Origin of the sequence: Streptomyces sp. NPDC021212, assembly GCF_044332925.1 — a bacterium.
GTDB lineage: Bacteria > Actinomycetota > Actinomycetes > Streptomycetales > Streptomycetaceae > Streptomyces.
Map to the genome: position 1 here is coordinate 108,747 of NZ_JBIRPZ010000007.1, position 17,513 is coordinate 126,259.

General features: G+C 71.3%; 13 protein-coding genes. 5 read left to right on the forward strand and 8 right to left on the reverse strand.

Annotated elements, in window-relative coordinates; all coding sequences use genetic code 11:
• Positions 1-3: 3 nt before the first annotated feature.
• From ACH4SI_RS20015 to rsgA, 4 genes are all read right to left on the reverse strand, one after another.
• Complete coding sequence (locus ACH4SI_RS20015) at positions 4-1,746, reverse strand: pyruvate dehydrogenase (protein ID WP_398297333.1); 1,743 nt, start codon at positions 1,744-1,746, stop codon at positions 4-6.
• A gap of 80 nt (positions 1,747-1,826) precedes the next feature.
• Positions 1,827-3,137, reverse strand: coding sequence for a protein phosphatase 2C domain-containing protein (locus ACH4SI_RS20020; protein ID WP_398297335.1), 1,311 nt, complete (start codon positions 3,135-3,137; stop codon positions 1,827-1,829).
• Positions 3,138-3,610: 473 nt separating this feature from the next.
• Positions 3,611-5,062, reverse strand: coding sequence for a dihydrolipoyl dehydrogenase family protein (locus ACH4SI_RS20025; protein WP_398297337.1), 1,452 nt, complete (start codon positions 5,060-5,062; stop codon positions 3,611-3,613).
• A gap of 583 nt (positions 5,063-5,645) precedes the next feature.
• Positions 5,646-6,743 (reverse strand): ribosome small subunit-dependent GTPase A, encoded by a 1,098-nt coding sequence (gene rsgA / locus ACH4SI_RS20030; protein WP_398297339.1) that lies wholly within the window; start codon positions 6,741-6,743, stop codon positions 5,646-5,648.
• A 253-nt stretch (positions 6,744-6,996) separates the two neighbouring features.
• Here rsgA and ACH4SI_RS20035 point away from each other — a divergent pair, with 253 nt between their 5' ends.
• Positions 6,997-7,476 carry a MarR family winged helix-turn-helix transcriptional regulator gene (locus tag ACH4SI_RS20035; protein ID WP_398297341.1) on the forward strand — a complete coding sequence of 160 codons (480 nt, stop codon included), beginning with the start codon at positions 6,997-6,999 and terminating at the stop codon, positions 7,474-7,476.
• 587 nt (positions 7,477-8,063) lie between these two features.
• On the opposite strand, the gene ACH4SI_RS20040 is transcribed toward ACH4SI_RS20035, so the two are convergent.
• Positions 8,064-9,083 (reverse strand): LacI family DNA-binding transcriptional regulator, encoded by a 1,020-nt coding sequence (locus ACH4SI_RS20040; RefSeq protein WP_398297343.1) that lies wholly within the window; start codon positions 9,081-9,083, stop codon positions 8,064-8,066.
• A 287-nt stretch (positions 9,084-9,370) separates the two neighbouring features.
• Here ACH4SI_RS20040 and ACH4SI_RS20045 point away from each other — a divergent pair, with 287 nt between their 5' ends.
• The 4 genes from ACH4SI_RS20045 (at position 9,371) to ACH4SI_RS20060 (ending at position 14,279) form a co-directional block, all read left to right on the forward strand.
• Positions 9,371-10,768 carry an extracellular solute-binding protein gene (locus ACH4SI_RS20045; RefSeq protein WP_398297345.1) on the forward strand — a complete coding sequence of 466 codons (1,398 nt, stop codon included), beginning with the start codon at positions 9,371-9,373 and terminating at the stop codon, positions 10,766-10,768.
• Between the two features lie 4 nt (positions 10,769-10,772).
• Positions 10,773-11,711: a carbohydrate ABC transporter permease gene (locus ACH4SI_RS20050; protein ID WP_398297347.1), complete on the forward strand. Its 939-nt coding sequence runs from the start codon at positions 10,773-10,775 to the stop codon at positions 11,709-11,711.
• A gap of 6 nt (positions 11,712-11,717) precedes the next feature.
• Positions 11,718-12,545 carry a carbohydrate ABC transporter permease gene (locus ACH4SI_RS20055; RefSeq protein WP_398297349.1) on the forward strand — a complete coding sequence of 276 codons (828 nt, stop codon included), beginning with the start codon at positions 11,718-11,720 and terminating at the stop codon, positions 12,543-12,545.
• Between the two features lie 102 nt (positions 12,546-12,647).
• Entirely contained in the window at positions 12,648-14,279 is a 1,632-nt protein-coding gene (locus ACH4SI_RS20060) for a glycoside hydrolase family 13 protein (protein ID WP_398297351.1), read from the forward strand.
• A 346-nt stretch (positions 14,280-14,625) separates the two neighbouring features.
• On the opposite strand, the gene ACH4SI_RS20065 is transcribed toward ACH4SI_RS20060, so the two are convergent.
• From ACH4SI_RS20065 to ACH4SI_RS20075, 3 genes are all read right to left on the reverse strand, one after another.
• Entirely contained in the window at positions 14,626-14,943 is a 318-nt protein-coding gene (locus ACH4SI_RS20065; RefSeq protein ID WP_398297353.1) for a hypothetical protein, read from the reverse strand.
• A 441-nt stretch (positions 14,944-15,384) separates the two neighbouring features.
• The gene (locus ACH4SI_RS20070; protein ID WP_398297355.1) at positions 15,385-16,089 is read right to left on the reverse strand and encodes a class I SAM-dependent DNA methyltransferase; all 705 of its coding nucleotides are present in this window, start codon (positions 16,087-16,089) and stop codon (positions 15,385-15,387) included.
• Between the two features lie 43 nt (positions 16,090-16,132).
• Positions 16,133-17,401, reverse strand: a complete 1,269-nt coding sequence (locus tag ACH4SI_RS20075) for a YhjD/YihY/BrkB family envelope integrity protein (RefSeq protein ID WP_398297357.1) — start codon at positions 17,399-17,401, stop codon at positions 16,133-16,135.
• Positions 17,402-17,513: the final 112 nt, after the last annotated feature.

Here is a 17,513-nt window from a genome sequence, read left to right on the forward strand (position 1 = left end):
CGGTCAAGGGCGAGGCACGTTGCGGAGGTTGGAGCGGGCCATCTGGACCATCCGGCCCACGCCCCCGTCCAGCACCATCTTGCTCGCCGACAGCGCGAAGCCCGTCACCATCTCGGCCCTGATCCTCGGCGGGATGGACAGGGCGTTGGGGTCGGTCACGATGTCGACCAGCGCGGGGCCCTTGTGGTGCAGGGCGCCGCGCAGCGCGGCCCGCAGGTGCTTGGGCTTCTCGACGCGTTCGCCGTAGGCCCCGGCGGCGCGGGCGAGTTGGGCGAAGTTCGGGTTGTGGTTGCCGGTGCCGTAGGCGGGCAGGCCCGAGACCAGCATCTCCAGCTCGACCATGCCCAGGGAGGAGTTGTTGAAGAGGATGATCTTCACCGGCAGGTCGTACTGGACGAGGGTGAGGAAGTCGCCCATCAGCATCGTGAACCCGCCGTCGCCGGACATCGAGACGACCTGGCGGCGGCGGTCGAGGAACTGGGCACCGATCGCCTGCGGCAGGGCGTTGGCCATCGAGCCGTGGGTGAACGAACCGATCACCCGGCGGCGGCCGTTGGGGGTCAGATAGCGGGCCGCCCATACGTTGCACATGCCGGTGTCGACGGTGAACACGGCGTCGTCGGCGGCCTCCTCGTCCAGGACCGAGGCCACGTACTCCGGGTGGATCGGAACGTGCTTCTCCACCTTGCGGGTGTACGCCTTGACCACGCCCTCCAGCGCCTCCGCGTGCTTCTTCAGCATCCGGTCCAGGAACCGGCGGTCGGTCTTGGGGCGCACCTTCGGGGTCAGACAGCGCAGCGTCTCGCGTACGTCGCCCCACACGGCCAGGTCGAGCTTGGAGCGGCGGCCCAGGTGCTCGGGGCGGACGTCGACCTGAACGGTGCGGACGTCGTCGGGGAGGAAGGCGTTGTACGGGAAGTCGGTGCCCAGCAGGATCAGCAGATCGCATTCGTTGGTGGCCTCGTACGCCGCGCCGTAGCCGAGCAGGCCGCTCATGCCGACGTCGTAGGGGTTGTTGTACTGGATGTGCTCCTTGCCGCGCAGCGCGTGCCCCACCGGTGCCTTCACCCGTTCGGCGAAGGCCATCACCTCCTCATGGGCCCCGGCGGTGCCGCTGCCGCAGAAGAGCGTCACCCGGTCCGCCTCGTCCACCATGCGCGCGAGCGCGTCGATCTCCGCGTCGCCGGGGCGCACGGTGGGGCGTGAGGTCACCAGCGCGTGCTCCTCGGCGCGCTCGGGCGCCGGGCGGGCCGCGATGTCGCCGGGCAGCGAGACGACGCTGACGCCGCGGCGGCCGACCGCGTGCTGGATCGCGGTCTGCAGGACGCGCGGCATCTGCTGGGGGCTGGAGATCAGCTCGCTGTAGTGGCTGCACTCGCGGAACAGCTGGTCGGGGTGGGTCTCCTGGAAGTAGCCGGTGCCGATCTCGCTGCTGGGGATGTGCGAGGCGAGGGCGAGGACGGGGGCCATGGAGCGGTGGGCGTCGTACAGCCCGTTGATCAGGTGCAGATTGCCGGGGCCGCAGGAGCCGGCGCAGCCCGCGAGCTTGCCGGTGAGCTGGGCCTCGGCGCCCGCGGCGAACGCGGCGCTCTCCTCGTGCCGCACCTGGATCCAGTCGATGGCGGAGTTGCGGCGGATCGCGTCCACGACGGGGTTGAGGCTGTCGCCGACCACCCCGTACAGCCGCCGTACCCCGGCGCGCGTCAGGATGTCCACGAATTGCTCGGCCACGGTCTGCTTGCCCATCGCGGCGCCTCGTCCCTGTCGTCCCCGTCGTCCCGGGTTGCTGTGGTCCTTTACGGTCCATCAACCCACGGACGGGACGCTCACGCCTCCCAGACGGCCGCCGCCGTACGGTCATCGGCGTAGCCCTTCACCCCCACCTGGGCGTCGGCGAGGAACCCGGCGAGGCCCGGCGGCTCGGTCGCCGCCCAGCGTTCCGCCAAGTGGGCGGCGAGCGGCGCCTCGGTGCGCAGCGGCTCGGCGAGGCCCGTTCCGCACAGCAGCAGGGTGTCACCCGGCCGGGCGACGGAGGCGCGGAAGCGGAACGGTCCGGCGGGGGGTGGGCCGCCGTCGTGCGGGGCGGCCTCCCACTCGGCGGGCAACTCGGGCGCGGGCGGCGGGTCCGGGGCGGGCGGGCGCCCGCCGCCGAAGGCGAGCACGGGCCCGCCGACGGTGTCGTGCCCCTGCGCATCCGGTTCCAGGTCCTGCCAGACGCCGTCACGCAGCCGGAACAGCCCGCCGTCGCCGACCCCGAAGAACACCCGGACCCGGCAGTCCGGATGGGTGGGCAGCAGCAGACAGCGCACCGGGGCGGTGTACGCGGCCGGGTCGACGCCGAGTTCGGCCCAGCGGGTGCGCAACCGGCCGTAGCCCCGGTCGGTGAGCCGGTGCAGGCCGGATTTGAGCGCGCCGCGCCGGGCGGCGCGGATGTCCTCCGCGAGCCGTGCGTGGCTGCGGCCGACGGCCGTTCCGATCCAGTCGCACAGCTCCCGCGCGGCGTCGGGCGATGCCCCGGCCGCCCCGCTCGCCACGGCCACCAGGACCAGGGCGCCGTCCCCGGTCCCGAACCGGGCCGTGAGCAGCGTGTCCCGCCGGGGCTCGCCGCGGGAGCGCGCCGCGTCGCCGCGCAGCGATACGGCCCGCAGGGTGAACGTCCCGTAGCGCGCGCCGTCGAGCACGGTGTCGGGCACCGGCCCGCCCGGCTCTTCGGGGTCGGCGACGGGCAGGGTGGTCGGCTCCGCCTCGTACGCGGGCGGCTCGTCCCCGACGAACCCGGACGCGGCGGCACGCCAGGGCCGATGCGGCGGGACGGGGTCGGTCGGGGGCGGTGCCGCGCCGGGTCCGTCGCGGCCCTCGGGAGGTCGCCACCCCTGCGGGCCACCTCCCGCGGCGCCGTCCGGCCCCGGCGCGGCACCGCCCGGCTCACCCTCCGGCGGGCCCCAAGGCGCCCCCGTGGCGGGCCTCTGCTCCCCGCCGGCCGGCCTGTCGCGGCCGAGTGTGCGGGACGCGGAGTCGAAGCGCTCGTCCACCGAATCGGCCGCGGCGGCGGGCCCGGCGTCGGCCCGCGCGGGGTCGTACAACTCGCCCCACCAGTCGTTTTCGTGACGGCGTCGGTCGTCCCCCTGCTGGCTCATCCCCACATTGTCCACAGGCGGGCTCCACGGGAACACCACGCGATGGTCTCCGCCGCCCCGCACGCGGTCGCCCGCCGCGGCGCGCGGACGAGGGTGACGCTCCCCCAGCCACCGCCGTTCGGCGCGCCCTTGCCGCCGCGGGCAGACCCGCCGCGCGCCGTGTCGTCGGACCGCCCGAGTGCGCCCCGGTCGGCGGCCCCGCCACACGGGACGCCCCGGCTCCCGACCGGAGGGCCCCTCGTTGCGTCGTCGGGCTCGGCCGAACAGGGCCGTCCCGGACACCGTCCGGAACGGTCACCCCACGAGGACGGCCCTCCACCTCGCAACCGCAAGCTCCCCAGCTACCGCTGGGCGGTGCAACCCTGACGCCGCGATCGGCGGCCGTCCGCCGTACGAGGTCCCCGCCTGTGCCGAGGGCGCATCGCCAGCCCGGGCAGCGGCTCGGCCACGGGGCCGTGCCCCGGCCGACCGGCCTACCCCCGGTACGCCTCCAGCAGCCGCAGCCACACCTCGCTCACCGTGGGGAACGACGGCACCGCATGCCACAAACGCTCGATCGGCACCTCACCGGCCACCGCCACGGTCGCCGAGTGCAGCAGCTCCCCCACCCCGGGCCCCACGAACGTCACGCCGACCAGATGGCCCCGATCCAGGTCGACGACCATGCGGGCGCGTCCTCGGTAGCCGTCCGCGTACAGGGCGGCGCCGGAGATTTGGCCGAGGTCGTAGTCGACGACCCGGATGCTGCGGCCCTCGGCCCCGGCCTGTTCGGCGGTCAGCCCGACCGCGCCCACCTCCGGGTCGGTGAAGACGACCTGCGGCACCGCGCCGTGGTCCGCGGTCGCCGCGTGGGCGCCCCAGCGGTCCGTCTCCAGCAGCGGTACGCCCTGGGCGCGGGCGCCGATGGCCGCGCCCGCGATCCGCGCCTGATATTTGCCCTGGTGGGTGAGGAGCGCGCGATGGTTGACATCGCCCGCGGCGTACAGCCAGCCGCCCGGCACGTTCCGCACCCGGCAGGTGTCGTCCACGTCCAGCCAGCCGCCGGGCGTGAGCCCGACCGTCTCCAGGCCGAGGTCGTCGGTGCGCGGGGCGCGGCCGGTGGCGAACAGCACCTCGTCGGCCTCGACGGACTCCCCGCCGTCCAGCGTGAGCGTCACCGGCCCGCCCGTGCCGTCGTCGCCGCCGTCGCGCCGTACGGCCGTCACTGATGTCCCCGTACGGATCTTCACCCCCGCCTCGGCGAGCGACTCCGCCACCAGCTCGCCCGCGAACGCCTCCATGCGTTCCAGCAGCCCCGAGCCGCGGATCAGCATGGTCACCTCGGCGCCGAGGGCGCTCCACGCGGTGGCCATCTCGACGGCGACCACCCCGCCGCCCACCACGGCCAGCCGCCGCGGCACCGTGGACGAACTGGTCGCCTCCCGGCTGGTCCACGGGCGGGCCTCCGCGAGGCCGGGCAGATCCGGCAGCGCGGCCCGGCTTCCGGTGCAGACGGCCACGGCGTGCCGGGCGGCCAGGAAACGCTCCTCCCCGTCCGGCTGCGTCACCGCGATACGGGACGGCTCGACGAGCCGCCCATGGCCGCGGACCAGGTCGATGCCCGCCGAGTCGAGCCAGCCGATTTGGCCGTCGTCCTTCCAGTTCGACACGAACGCGTCCCGGTGGGCGAAGACGGCGGCCGCGTCCAGCGGCGCATCGGCCGCCTGCCGCGCCCCGGGCGTACGACGCGCCTCGACGCGCGCGATGACCGGGCGCAGCAGCGCCTTGCTGGGGATGCAGGCCCAGTACGCGCACTCGCCGCCGACCAGTTCGCTCTCCACGATCGCCGTGGAGAGCCCGGCCGCGCGGGCCCGGTCGGCCAGGTTCTCCCCGACCGGGCCCGCGCCCAGGACGACGACGTCGTACTCCTCCGTACCGGAATTCATCGCGACCCGCTCTCTGCCGAATGCCGACGCTGTGCCCGACCGTGGGATGACGCTTCCCCCATCCTCGCGTCGAGTCCCCGCAGGCGGCCACCCGAACCGGACACCCGGCCGGTCCCACGCCCCGCGGCCCGTACGCGCGCCCACCGCGCGGCCGGGACGCTGCCGCCGACCGCGCCGGGGCCGCCGGTACGGCACCGCCGCGCCCCGCAGACGCCCGCCGACAACCGCACACCGACCCGGCGGCGACGGGCCCCGGCACGGGGCAGCGCCATCGCACGCGGCACGGCTGCCACGACCGCCCGAGGCACCACGCCCGGCAGGTGCCCGCGCGCACCGCACGCCGCACACCGCCCCGGCAACGGTCCAGCGGCGAACCGCGGCGGCCTCCCAGCAGCGAAGCCACGGGACGAACCACGTCGCCACCCACCGGCCCGGCGACGGGCGCGCCGGCGGCCAAGCGGCGGGGGCAACGGGGCGGGCCCCGCCCCGCGCCCGCGCACGCCCTCCGCGGGCAGGGCCCGCCGGGCGGCCGCGCCGGTCCGGCCCGGCCGCCCGGCGGGCGCATCCACCCCACCGCGCGGCGCTACAACTCGCGCCGCGGCCCGCGCTTGCGCTCGACCATGTGCCGGCCGAGCGCCTGCCGCTGCTTCCACTCCCGCCGCATCTCGGACCGCAGCCGGGCATCGGTGCGGGCCGCGAGGTAGGCGTTCTCGCGCAGCAGCTTGCGGTAGCTGTCCAGCCGCCGGGGCGGCAGCGAGCCGTCCTCGACCGCGGCGAGCACCGCGCACCCCGGCTCGGTCTCGTGCGCGCAGTCGTGGAAGCGGCAGTCCCCGGCGTACGCCTCGATCTCGGCGAACGCCTGCGACACCCCGCCCTCCGCGTCCCACAGCCCGACGCCACGCAGCCCGGGGGTGTCGATGAGCGCACCGCCCGAGGGGAGCGGCAGCAGGTTGCGGGTGGTCGTGGTGTGCCGCCCCTTGCCGTCGCTGTCCCGGATCGCGCGGACGTCCTGGACGTCCGCGCCCACCAGGGCGTTGGCCAGCGTCGACTTGCCCGCGCCCGACTGGCCCAGGAGGACGGAGGTCCCGGCCGCGAGCACCGCGCCCAGCACCTCCACCCCCTGCCCGGTCGTGGCGCTCACCGCCAGCACCCGCACCCCGGGGGCGGAGGTCTCGACGTCGGCGACGAGATGCGCGAGCGCCGCCGGGTCGTCCACCAGGTCCGCCTTGGTGAGGACCACCACCGGCTGCGCCCCGCTCTCCCAGGCGAGCGCGACGAACCGCTCGACCCGCCCGAGGTCCAGCTCGGCGGCGAGCGACACGGCGATCACGGCGTGGTCGACGTTCGCGGCCAGCACCTGGCCGTCGGAGCGCTTGGAGGAGGTCGACCGCGCCACCTCCGTGCGCCGCGGCAGGAGCGTCCGTACGTAGCGCGGCTCGCCCGCGGCGTCGACGGCGGCCCAGTCGCCGGTGCACACGACCTTCATCGGGTCACGCGGAACGACGAACTCCGTGTCCGCGCGGACGGTGCCCTCGGGCGTCACCACGTCGCACCGGCCACGGTCCACCCGCACCACGCGCCCGGGGACCAGCCCCTGCCGCGCGTACGGACCGAACTCGGCCGCCCAGCGGTCGTCCCAGCCGTAGGGAACGAGGGCGGCGTCGGAAAAAGCATTGCTCAAGCTCAAGGGGAAAACCCTTCGAAGGGCGGTCCCCGGCGCGATACGGAAACTTGAGGAAACGTCAGCCGGAGACCACGGGGATGGGATTGATGCACTCCTGAACACGGGCGACCCAGCCCGGAACCATGACCGTCATCAACGTCCTCACCTCCCGTTTTCCTCGCTCTCGACGCGAACGACGACACCGTATCCCCACCCCCGGCCACGGCTCCACCGGTTTTTCGCGGGCGCCGTACGCATAGGCTGAGCCCCCATGCATGACGACGACCTGCTCGCGGAGCTGCTCCCCCGGCTGACCCAGCTCAGCAACGTGCTGAACCGCGGCCGCATGTACGAGCAGGCCGCCGCGGCCGCCGGAATCTCGCTGGAGCGACCGGCGATGACGGTGCTCGGCGTCCTCAAGACGGCCGGCAAGCCGCTGCGCATCGGCGAGATCGCCGACCGCATGCAGGTCGCTGGCCCCCACGCCACCCGCCAGGTCCAGGGCCTCGAACAGCGCGGCCTGGTCCACCGCATCGCCGACCCCGACGACCAGCGCGCCCGGCTGATCGACCTCACCCCGGAGGGCGAGTCGACCGCCGACCGCTATATGCGCACGGTCCTGGGCTGGTTCACCGGTGCCCTCGCCCACTGGCCCGCCGAGGACCGCCAGGACCTCGGCCGCCTGCTCGGCCGCATGGTCGACGACCTCTCGGCCCACCTGAAGTCCCTCGACGGCCCCGGCCTGCCCTGACCCGAACGGCACCGGCCGGCCGTTTTCGTCCCTGGCGGCAGCCGACGTACCTTGCCCTCGCCGGGGTAGGCGCATCGTCTTCAGGGCATCGACGATGTCCTCGCCCTCCTGCCGGAAGACGTTCCCGGCGAACCGGATGATGGTGTTGGCGACGCCCCAGATCGCACTGGGGACGCACTCACTCGTCCGTTCCTCCAATACGGCCGGCAGGACGCCCCCGACCTCGTCCAGGGCGAAGAAGTCCGACGAACGGATCAGCATCGGCAGCCAGGTCCGTGACGGGGAGGATGATGTCCTCAGCCTGCCGCAACAAAAGGACGACCGGCGCCGCAACAGTCTTCGTCCGGTCGAAGACGGCGGCAACGGCGTGCTCGCTGCTCCTCGTGCGCGCACAGTGCGGGCACCGGATGCGACTCACTGACTTCGGCAAGGAGATCCTCGCCACCGCCCGGCGTACACGCACCAGCTCTGATCGCCAGCGTCGGATCTGCGGCGGGGAGCGCGTCCGGGGTGGCCGGGAATGGGGTGCCACGACAGTTGGTCAGCCGACTGATTGTTGCCTTGTCGGGGCAGTCCGGCGATCGTGACTACGAGCGGGGCGGCGCTGTGCTGCCGCGGATGACGAGCTGGGTCGGTACGACGACGCCGTGGTCGGCCTCTTCGCCGCGAAGGATCTTCAGGAGCATCCGCCCGGCCAGCTCTCCCTGTTCCCGCACCGGTTGCCGCACGGTCGTCAGGTCGGTCAGCTCGGCGACGGGGTGGTCGTCGATGCCGATGACGGAGATGTTCTCGGGGATGCGCAGGCCGGCGCGGCGCAGGGTGCGGAGGGCGCCGAGGGCGACTTCGTCGGAGTGGGCGTAGACGGCGGTGGGCGGCTCGGGCTGGCTGAGCAGCTCGGCCATGGCGTCGGCTCCTGCGGTGCCGCCCCAGTCGACGGTGACGACAAGGCGTTCGTCGGTGGGGATGCCGGCCTCGCGCAGAGCGGCGTAGTACGCGTTGGAGCGGCCGGACGGTTGTACCTCGTCGGGCTGGTCGGGGTCGACGGCGGCGATCATGGCGATGCGGCGGTGGCCCAGGAAGATCAGATGGTCCATGGCCTGTCGGCCGGCGGTCTCGTCGTCGATGGACACGTTGGGGTAGGGCGCGTGCTGGCCGCCTGCGGCGATGATGGTGACGCCCATGAGTTCGAGCCTTCGCTGTTCCTCTTCTCCGACGGGGAAGGCGAGGACGACGACGGCGTCGACTTTTCGCCGGGCGGGCAGGCGGTGAAAGAAGTCGTGCCGGTCCTCGATGCCGTCGACGTGATAGAGCAGTACGTCGAGCTCGGCGCCGCGCAGGACCGACTCCAGCCCTTCGAGGAGGGTGGCGAAGAACCAGCGGGAGATGTGCGGCACGACCACCGCGACCCGGCCCGTGGCACCACCCGCCAGGCGGGATGCCTCGGGGGAGACCACGTAGGAGAGCTCCTCGGCGACGGCGAGGACCCGTCGGCGGGTGGCTTCGGCAACACCATTCTCGTTATTGAGTGCGCGCGAGGCGGTGGCCATCGAGACGCCGGCCTTGCGGGCCACGTTCGCCATGTTGATCTTCCGGGAGCTCTGCGGCATGTCGGAAGGTTAACCCACGATCGGAAACGCTTCCATAGATCACTTGGAAAGATTTCCGAGGTTCCATCGCGACCGACAGCCGACCTCCACGAAGCTTCATCATTCCGGCACGTAAATGCGCTGTTGCGGTTCCGTTACTTGACAGTCCGGGCGTGGGTGCTCAGTCTTTCGGGCAACGGAAACGCTTCCGAAACGAGTCCGCCAGCTCCCTGCGGCCCCTCTGGGAAGCACGCCGAGACTCCGTCTGCCGACCGTGAGCGGCAGCCGCACGGATGCGAGGAGGCATCATGCTTGCGTACTCCACAACCTCCCCGGCCAGATCAGCCACCGATGCCGTCGGCAAGCGCAGGCGCGCCTCGCTGGTGGCCGTCGCTGCCGGGTCGGCGCTCGTCACGCTGGCGGCCTGTAGCGCTCCTGGGGCGGGCTCCGGTTCGTCGGCCGATGTCACTCCGACTGCCGTGAACACCGCGGTCGCCAACACGCCTTCGACGCTGACCCTGTTCTCCGCGGCTGGGCTCGAGGCGTACGAGCAGGACCTGGCCGACGCTTTCCAACGCAAGTACCCGAAGATCAAGGTGAAACTGCGGGTGGAGTCGGACAACAACTTCAATACCGTGCTGCCGAGGGTGCTCGCCTCCGACTCTGCGCCCGACATCGTCCAGCCCTACGACCTCCGCGGCGGCGTCAAGGACGGCCTGCTGACCAATCTCGATGCCTACGACAAGGCCTACGGTTGGAGCGACAAGGTTCCGGCGTCGGCACTGACGCCGGGGCGGGTGTCGAACGGCGTGGTCGGTTCGGGTCCGCTGTATCAGGCAGGCGGTTCGGCCGGGCCGCTGACCGGTGTCTTCTACAACAAGAAGCTGGCTGACAAGGTCGGCATGACGACCCCGCCCCAAAGCATCGGCGAGCTCGAAGCGGTCATGGCCAAGGCGAAGAAGTCCGGGATCACCCCGATCGTGGCCTCCAACCAGGACGGACTGATCGGCCACCTCTACAACCTGCTGCTCGGCGACTACATGAGTGCCCAAAAGCTCAGCGACATCGTGTACCGCAAGCCGGGCGCGACCCTGGAGACCCCGGCGGCGGTGCAGGCCACCAAGACCTTGCACACATGGATCAAGGCGGGGTACTTCGCCTCCGACGTCAACTCCCTCAACCAGGAAGCGTCGTACGGCAAGTTCACCGGAGGCAAGGGGCTGTTCTTCTTCCAGGGCAGCTGGATCACGCAGACCCTGGACAAGAACTTCAAGGGCAAGTACGGGGTGTTCCCGATGCCGCCCGCGATGAAGGGCGGCAAGTACGCCGGGATGACCAACAACACCCTCGCCTTCTCAATTGCCGCACGCTCCAAGAAGAAGGACGCCGCAGCGCTGTTCCTTGACTTCCTCACCACCCCCGAAGCCGCGAAGATCGCGGTCGAAAACGGCTACGCCGCGCTGACACCCGGCGCCGACAGCAAGGCCCAGCCGTCGTTGTCCGACACGCTGACCAAGCAGATCCAGACCGGTTACGCGGCGATCGCCGCCGACAACGGCTTCGACAGCTGGCTGCAGAACTCCGCACCCGAGGTCAACACCAAGCTCACCCAGCAGCTCCAACTGCTCGTCTCCGGCAAGGTCACCCCGAACGCGATGGTCAAGACCCTGCAGACCACATACGCCGACGCCCTCAAGAGCAAGTGACACCATGGAATTGACCAAGTCGCCCGGCCTCAGCCGGAAGCAGGGTGCTTCCGCCTCCCGGAGCCGCCACCGCCGCAGGCTCCGAGCCCGGCGGTGGGCCGGCTGGCTGTTCGCCCTGCCCGCACTCGCCTTCTACGCCGTCTTCAACGCCCGCCCCGTGCTGCTGTCGATCCAGTACTCCTTCTACGACTGGGACGGCGTCGGCGCCTCCACTTGGGTGGGCCTGAAGAACTACAGCGAAGTCTTCACTGACTCCGAGCAGCTCAACTCGCTGCTCCACGCCTTCTACCTGATCCTGTTCTTCACCGTCCTGCCGGTGGTCCTGGCCCTGATCACCGCCTCGGTTCTGCGGCAGCTCCAGGGCCGCTTCACCGGCGCACTGGCCCGCACCCTGCTGTTCCTGCCCCAGATCATCCCCGGGGCCGCCGCCGGCGTGGCCTGGATGTGGATGTACTCGGACAACGGCGTGGTCAACCAACTGCTCCGCGCCATCGGTCTTGACAGCCTCGCCCGCCCCTGGTTGGGCGACTTCACCTGGGCACTGACTGCGGTCGGCTTCATCGGAACCTGGCTGTCCACCGGACTGTGCACGATGCTCCTGCTGGCCGGTATCGGAAAAATTGACGGCAGCCTGTACGAGGCCGCCCGTATCGACGGGGCAGGGCCCCTCCGGCAGTTCTGGGCCGTCACTCTGCCCGGACTGCGCAACGAGATCGGCGTCTGCGTCACCATCACGATCATTGCCGCGCTGGCCAGCTTCGACGTGGTCTACCTCGCCACCCAGGGCGGCCCCGGCACCCAGACGATGGTCCCCGGCGTCGCCGTCTACAACCTGGCGTTCAACGACAACCGTCTCGGCGCGGCCTCCGCGCTCGCCGTGGTCCTCACCTTGATCGTGATCGCCGTCATCGCCCCGCTCCAGCGGCTGTTCCGGGAGAAGTAGAGCGTCATGCCCACACGGACACTTCGCCGACGCGCTCCCGGTCTGGTGCTGATCGCGGCAGCCGCGCTGTACTCGCTGGTGCCGCTGCTGAGCATGGTCAGCGCGGCCCTGGCACCCCAGGGCTCCCTCCCCAGCGGACTGAGCTGGCCGAGCGACCCGCACTGGCACAACTTCGTCGACGCCTGGAACGTCGCCAACGTCACGACCCTGCTGAAATCCAGCACCGTAATCGTGCTCGGTGTGGTCCCGGTCGCGATCGTCATCTCCACGATGGCCGCCTACGCGATCGCCGTGCTGGACATCCCGCTCGGCCGCATCTTCTACACCGTTCTCGTCCTCACACTCACCCTGCCGTACGAGATCGTGATCGTTCCGCTGTACGAACAGGTCAGGTCCATGGGCCTGCTCGGCACCCAGTGGGCGCTGATCCTTCCGCTGATCGGGATGAACATGCCGTTCGCGGTCTTCTGGATGCGGGCACACTTCGTCAACGTGCCCCGCGAACTCTCCGAAGCCGCCAGCGTCGACGGCGCCGGTCCCTGGCGGGCCCTGCGCCACGTCCATCTCCCGCTGGCCCGACCCGCGATCGCTTCCCTGGCGCTGTTGATGTTCCTGTCCACCTGGAACCAGTTCCTGCTCGCCCTGGTGCTCATCGACGACCCCAACAAGCGCACCATGGCCGGCGCCCTGCAGGCATTCACCACGAAATACAGCACCGACCAGGTGCTCCTGAACGCCGGCGCCCTGCTGATCATGGCCCCCACGATCATCGTGTTCCTGTTCCTGCAACGCCACTTCGCCAAGGCGCTGCTCCAGGGCTCGGTCAAGGGCTGAGACCACGTGCCACGCCGCCGATCGCGGCGTATCTCCATCCCCACATGTCACCTCGACACGTCACACCGACATGTCCCATCGCACAGTCAGGAACCGAGCACCGTGAGCAACTCACGTGACGCCTGGTGGCGCTCCGCCGTGATCTACCAGGTCTACATACGCAGCTTCGCCGACGGCAACGGCGACGGAATCGGCGACATCGCCGGCCTCCGCTCCCGCCTGCCCTACCTGGCCGATCTCGGTGTCGACGCGATCTGGATCAACCCCTGGTACCCCTCCCCGCTGGCCGACGGCGGCTACGACGTCGCCGACTACCGCGACATACACCCTGCTTACGGCACCCTCGACGAAGCCCGCCAGCTGATCACCGAGGCCCACGAGCTCGGCCTGCGCGTGATCCTCGACATCGTTCCCAACCACACCTCCGACCAACACGCCTGGTTCCAGCAGGCGCTGGCCGCAGGCCCCGGATCCCCGGAACGGAGCCGCTACATCTTCCGCGACGGCAGGGGCGAGGACGGCTCCCTGCCGCCGAACGACTGGCACGCCGCCTTCGGCGGCGCCACCTGGACCCGCACCGACGACGGCCAGTGGTACCTGCACCTGTTCGCCCCCGAACAACCGGACCTGAACTGGGACAACCCGGAGGTCCGCGCCGAGTTCGAAGCGATCCTCCGCTTCTGGTTCGACCTCGCCGTGGACGGCTTCCGCATCGACGTCGCCCACGGCATGGTCAAGGACCCCGCGCTGCCCGACCTGGGTCTTTCGGAATTCTCCGTCCTGGCCCTGGAAGGCCAAGAAGACCACCCGCACTGGGACCGCGAAGACATCCACGCCATCTTCCGCAGCTGGCGCGCCATCGCCGACAGCTACCCCGACCCCCGAGTCTTCGTCGCCGAGGCCCACGTCCGCCCCGGCCGCCTGGCCGACTACTTGCGCGACGACGAACTGCACACCGCCTTCAACTTCGACTTCCTCAAGTGCCCGTTGGAGGCACATCGGTTGCGGGAGGTCATCGACCGCAGCATTACCTATCTGGCCGCCGTCGGCGCCCCCGCCACGTGGGTCCTTTCCAACCATGACGAAACCCGCCACGTCACCCGCTACGGCCGCCCCTACACCGGCGTCACCGCCCCGATGCGCGACGAGGGCCACCCCTCCGACCGCGCCCTCGGCACCCGCCGCGCCCGCGCAGCGACCCTGCTCATGCTGGCACTGCCCGGCGGCGCGTACATCTACCAGGGCGAAGAACTCGGCCTCTACGAGGTAGAAGACCTCCCGGAAGAACTCCTCCAGGACCCCACCTGGAAACGCTCCGACCACACCATCCGAGGCCGCGACGGCTGCCGCGTCCCCCTCCCCTGGACCGGCGACACCCCACCCTTCGGCTTCAGCGCCTCCAGCGCCGCCCCCTGGCTCCCCCAGCCCGATGACTGGAAGTCCTACACAGCCGAAGCCAACCAGGCCGACTCCGCCTCCATGCTCCAGCTCTACCGCTCAGCCCTGCGCCTGCGCTGCACCGAGCCGGGCCTGCGGGGCGAGGAGTTCCGCTGGCTCGACAGCCCGGACGGCACGCTCCTCTTCGAACGCGGAAACGGCCTGCTGTGCCAAGCCAACCTCTCCGAGCAGCCGATCCCGCTCCCCGACGCCTGCGACCCCCTCCTCGCCTCAGGACCACTCAGCGAGGATGGGCTGCTGCCACCGGACACCACGGTCCTACTGCACCGCAACTGACGACGCACACCACGGCCGACCTCACCTCGGCCCATTCGCGCCCGAATCTGCCAGGGCCTGTCCGGTGTTCCTCCCCGCCGACCGGACATGCCCTGGTTCATTCTTGGGACGGGTCTCTGGTGGTGGCTGGCCTAACCGGTGGCTGAGCCGCTGTTCCCACGGCCTCCGGGCCCGGTCCTCCTTCCCGGAGGACCGGGCCCGTGATTGTGCCGGCTCATTCGACCAACCACCGGTATCAGGGGCCGGTGAGGATCGCGTGCGTGCCGACCCGGCGCCCCCCTGTGTTGGGCGCCCCGAATGTTTTCCCGGCCGTACGACCACGTCGCGCGTCCGTCCGGTGCCTAGGTCAGCTCGTAGACCCCGGGGCGACGCGCAGGCCCTTGATGCGCAGGCCGGGCGGAACAGGCCGGTGCGCAGGCGTTTCGAAGGTGGGCACGAAGGTCTCCTCCAGGCAGCTGCCGCCCGGCAGCGCCAGGACACCGGCCGCAAATGGGCCAAGCGCGTCGTGACCGACCACGACGCCAACGCTGTCGAGGACTTCAAGCCGGAGTTCCTGGCCAAGACCTCGATGGCGCGCAAGGCGGCCGACGCCGCGATCGGCGCCACGAAGAAGGCTCTGATCGAGATGGGCCGCAAGCACGGGCGGGACATCCGCCTCGTGCATCCCGCGCACACCACCATGGACTGCGCATCGTGCGGAGCGAGAACCAAGCACGCTTCCCCAAGCTCTCGGCTTCGCTCGAGCAGGGGAGACCCATCCGCTGTCCGAGCGCACCTACACCTGCAGAAGACCTCCGGGAGCGCTGCTCCCGGAGGCAGCCTGAGCCAGGAAGCCCCTCCCTTCAGGGAGGGGAGCAGTCAAAACGAGTTGAGCGGGACGGGCGGGCACGGCGGGGCCGTGCAGGCGAGGACAGTGCACGGGAGAATCCACCTCCGGACCGAGGCCACCAGCGAGGAGCGGCGGGCCCAAGTTCCCTGGCAGCTCCCGCCGCCCGGCAGATCACCGACCAGACGGCGGAACTGGAGGCGCTGGAGGGCCATCGGGCGCGGGCGGCCAGGGAGGGGCGCGGGATGCCAGCCACGGTCAGTGGGCTGGGCGGGGTCGTCAGATCCCCTTCCGCCACACCAGCGCACACGACACCGGGTGGTGCCGGAAGCGCTCCCACTTCGGCTTCACCGCCAGCCACCGCTCGTCCACGACACCCTCCCGCATCTCGGCGAGTGTCCAGCCCGCGCCCAGGCCCGCCGTGATGTGGTCGCTGAGCAGATGGACATGGGTGCTGATGGCCACCGACTCGCCCGTGCCGCTGGTGAAGTGGGTCGGCATGCCGGTGGTCATGATGAAGTGCGGGTGGAAGGCCACCACCACACAGGCCGCGCCGGGTTCGGCGAGCCGCCATGCCTCGTCGTAGAACGGGCGCAGCTCGGGCAGGTGTTCATCGATGAGCGAGGCGATGACCAGGTCGTACGCGCCCGTGTCGAGGCCGGTGGCGCGGACGTCGCCCTCGATCAGGCGGTCGTGGACGCCGCGGGCGCGGGCTCGGGCGAGCATTTCGGGGGTGAGGTCGACGCCGTCGATCGTGGCCGCCACGCCGTTCTTCCGCAGCCAGGTGGCGGTGCGGCCGGTGCCGCAGCCGAGGTCGGCGGCGCGGCGGACGGAGGACCAGGCGGGTTGGGTGAGTTCGTCGAGGAGGGCGATGTCCATCACGTCCTCGACGGTCTGCTCGTACGTCTCGACCCACTGTCCGTAGCCGGTGGCGACGTCCACCGTGCGGTATCCGCGCGTGTCGAAGTCGGAGAAGGAAGCCATGCGCCGAAGTATCGGCGAGCGCCGGGACGGGGCGCGACGGGTTTTACGCCGGGGGTGCCCCGTCCCGCGTGGCGCCGTCCTCCGCGGCCCGCACCTCGGGGCGCCGCGCCTCGGGCCGCTCGGGCTCGGAGTGTTGCGGCTCGGGCCGCTCGGGCTCGGGGTGTTGCGGCTCGGGCCGTTTCGGCTCGTGCTCCGCGCCCGGCTCACGGTCGCGCTTGCCGTGGTGGTGCAGTCGGGACCGTATGTCCGCGTGGGGCAGGAACTGGGCCCAGCGCTCGGGGAACTCCGACGGCGGGGCGCTCTCGGCCGACCCGTCGTCGGACGTGCGCTGCTCCCTGGCGCGCTCCAGGGCGGCCTGTTCCCGGGTCCAGGCCGCCCGCTGGGCGCGGCCGGCGGCGGTGGCCACCGAGGGCCACACCCGGTCGATGGCGGCGTTGACGGCCGCGCCGACGAGCACCGCGAAGGCGGACACGCCGATCCACAGCAGGACGGCCACGGGCGCCGCCAATGATCCGTAGATCGTGGGGCCTTCCACGGTGTGGATGAGGTAGATCCGCAGCAGGAAGCTGCCGAGGACCCACATGGTGAGCGCCACGAGCGCCCCCGGGATGTCCTCCCGCCACGCGGAGCGCGCCGGCACCGACACGTGGTAGAGCGTGGTGAGGAAGGCGACGGACAGAAGGATCACGGTGGGCCAGTACAGGACCCGTACGAGGGTGGCGCTGGACGGCACGAAGTCCACCAGGGTCTCCGGGCCGATGACCATCAGCGGCAGCGCCACCGCCCCGATGACGAGGGCCACCAGGTAGAGGTTGAAGGCGAGCAGCCGGGTGCGGACGATGCCGCGCCGCCCCTCCAGCCCGTACATGATGGTGATGGTGTCCACGAACACGTTCACCGCGCGGGAGCCGGACCACAGCGCGATGCCGAAGCCGAGCGAGATGACGTCGGGGCGGCCGCCCTCTATGACGTCGTCCAGGAGCGGCCGGGCGATCTCCTTGACGCCCTTGTCGGAGAGCACGGTGCCCGACGCGTCGAGGATGTTCTGCCGGATGGTGGCCACGGTGTCGGTGGAGGTCCACGCGTCGAAGTAGCCGAGCAGCCCGATCAGGCCGAGCAGCAGCGGGGGCAGCGACAGCAGGGTGAAGAAGGCGGCCTCGGCGGCGAGGCCGGTGACCCGGTACTCCATGCACGAGTTGACGGTGTCCTTGAGCAGAAGCCAGGCCATCCTGCGCTTGGAAACGTTGCGGTACATGGCGCGGGCCTTGTTCAGCCGCCCGGAGGGTTTGGGGGTGTCTTCTGCTGGCTGCACGCCCCAACCGTATCGTCGCTGTTCGGCGTGGCCGACACGTCACCGGTGCCCACGGCCGGAACGCGTCGGGAACGCGTCGGCGGAGGGGACGCCGCGCCGACTCGGCACCGCC

Bases quoted from the DNA above. Each gene is read 5' to 3' on its own strand.
- ACH4SI_RS20025 (WP_398297337.1), bottom strand. From the start codon at position 5,062: ATGAATTCCGGTACGGAGGAGTACGACGTCGTCGTCCTGGGCGCGGGC.
- ACH4SI_RS20045 (WP_398297345.1), top strand. From the start codon at position 9,371: ATGCTTGCGTACTCCACAACCTCCCCGGCCAGATCAGCCACCGATGCC.
- ACH4SI_RS20040 (WP_398297343.1), bottom strand. From the start codon at position 9,083: ATGCCGCAGAGCTCCCGGAAGATCAACATGGCGAACGTGGCCCGCAAG.
- ACH4SI_RS20065 (WP_398297353.1), bottom strand. From the start codon at position 14,943: ATGCACGAGGCGGATGTCCCGCCCGTGCTTGCGGCCCATCTCGATCAG.
- ACH4SI_RS20050 (WP_398297347.1), top strand. From the start codon at position 10,773: ATGGAATTGACCAAGTCGCCCGGCCTCAGCCGGAAGCAGGGTGCTTCC.
- ACH4SI_RS20020 (WP_398297335.1), bottom strand. From the start codon at position 3,137: ATGAGCCAGCAGGGGGACGACCGACGCCGTCACGAAAACGACTGGTGG.
- ACH4SI_RS20035 (WP_398297341.1), top strand. From the start codon at position 6,997: ATGCATGACGACGACCTGCTCGCGGAGCTGCTCCCCCGGCTGACCCAG.
- ACH4SI_RS20055 (WP_398297349.1), top strand. From the start codon at position 11,718: ATGCCCACACGGACACTTCGCCGACGCGCTCCCGGTCTGGTGCTGATC.
- ACH4SI_RS20015 (WP_398297333.1), bottom strand. From the start codon at position 1,746: ATGGGCAAGCAGACCGTGGCCGAGCAATTCGTGGACATCCTGACGCGC.
- ACH4SI_RS20070 (WP_398297355.1), bottom strand. From the start codon at position 16,089: ATGGCTTCCTTCTCCGACTTCGACACGCGCGGATACCGCACGGTGGAC.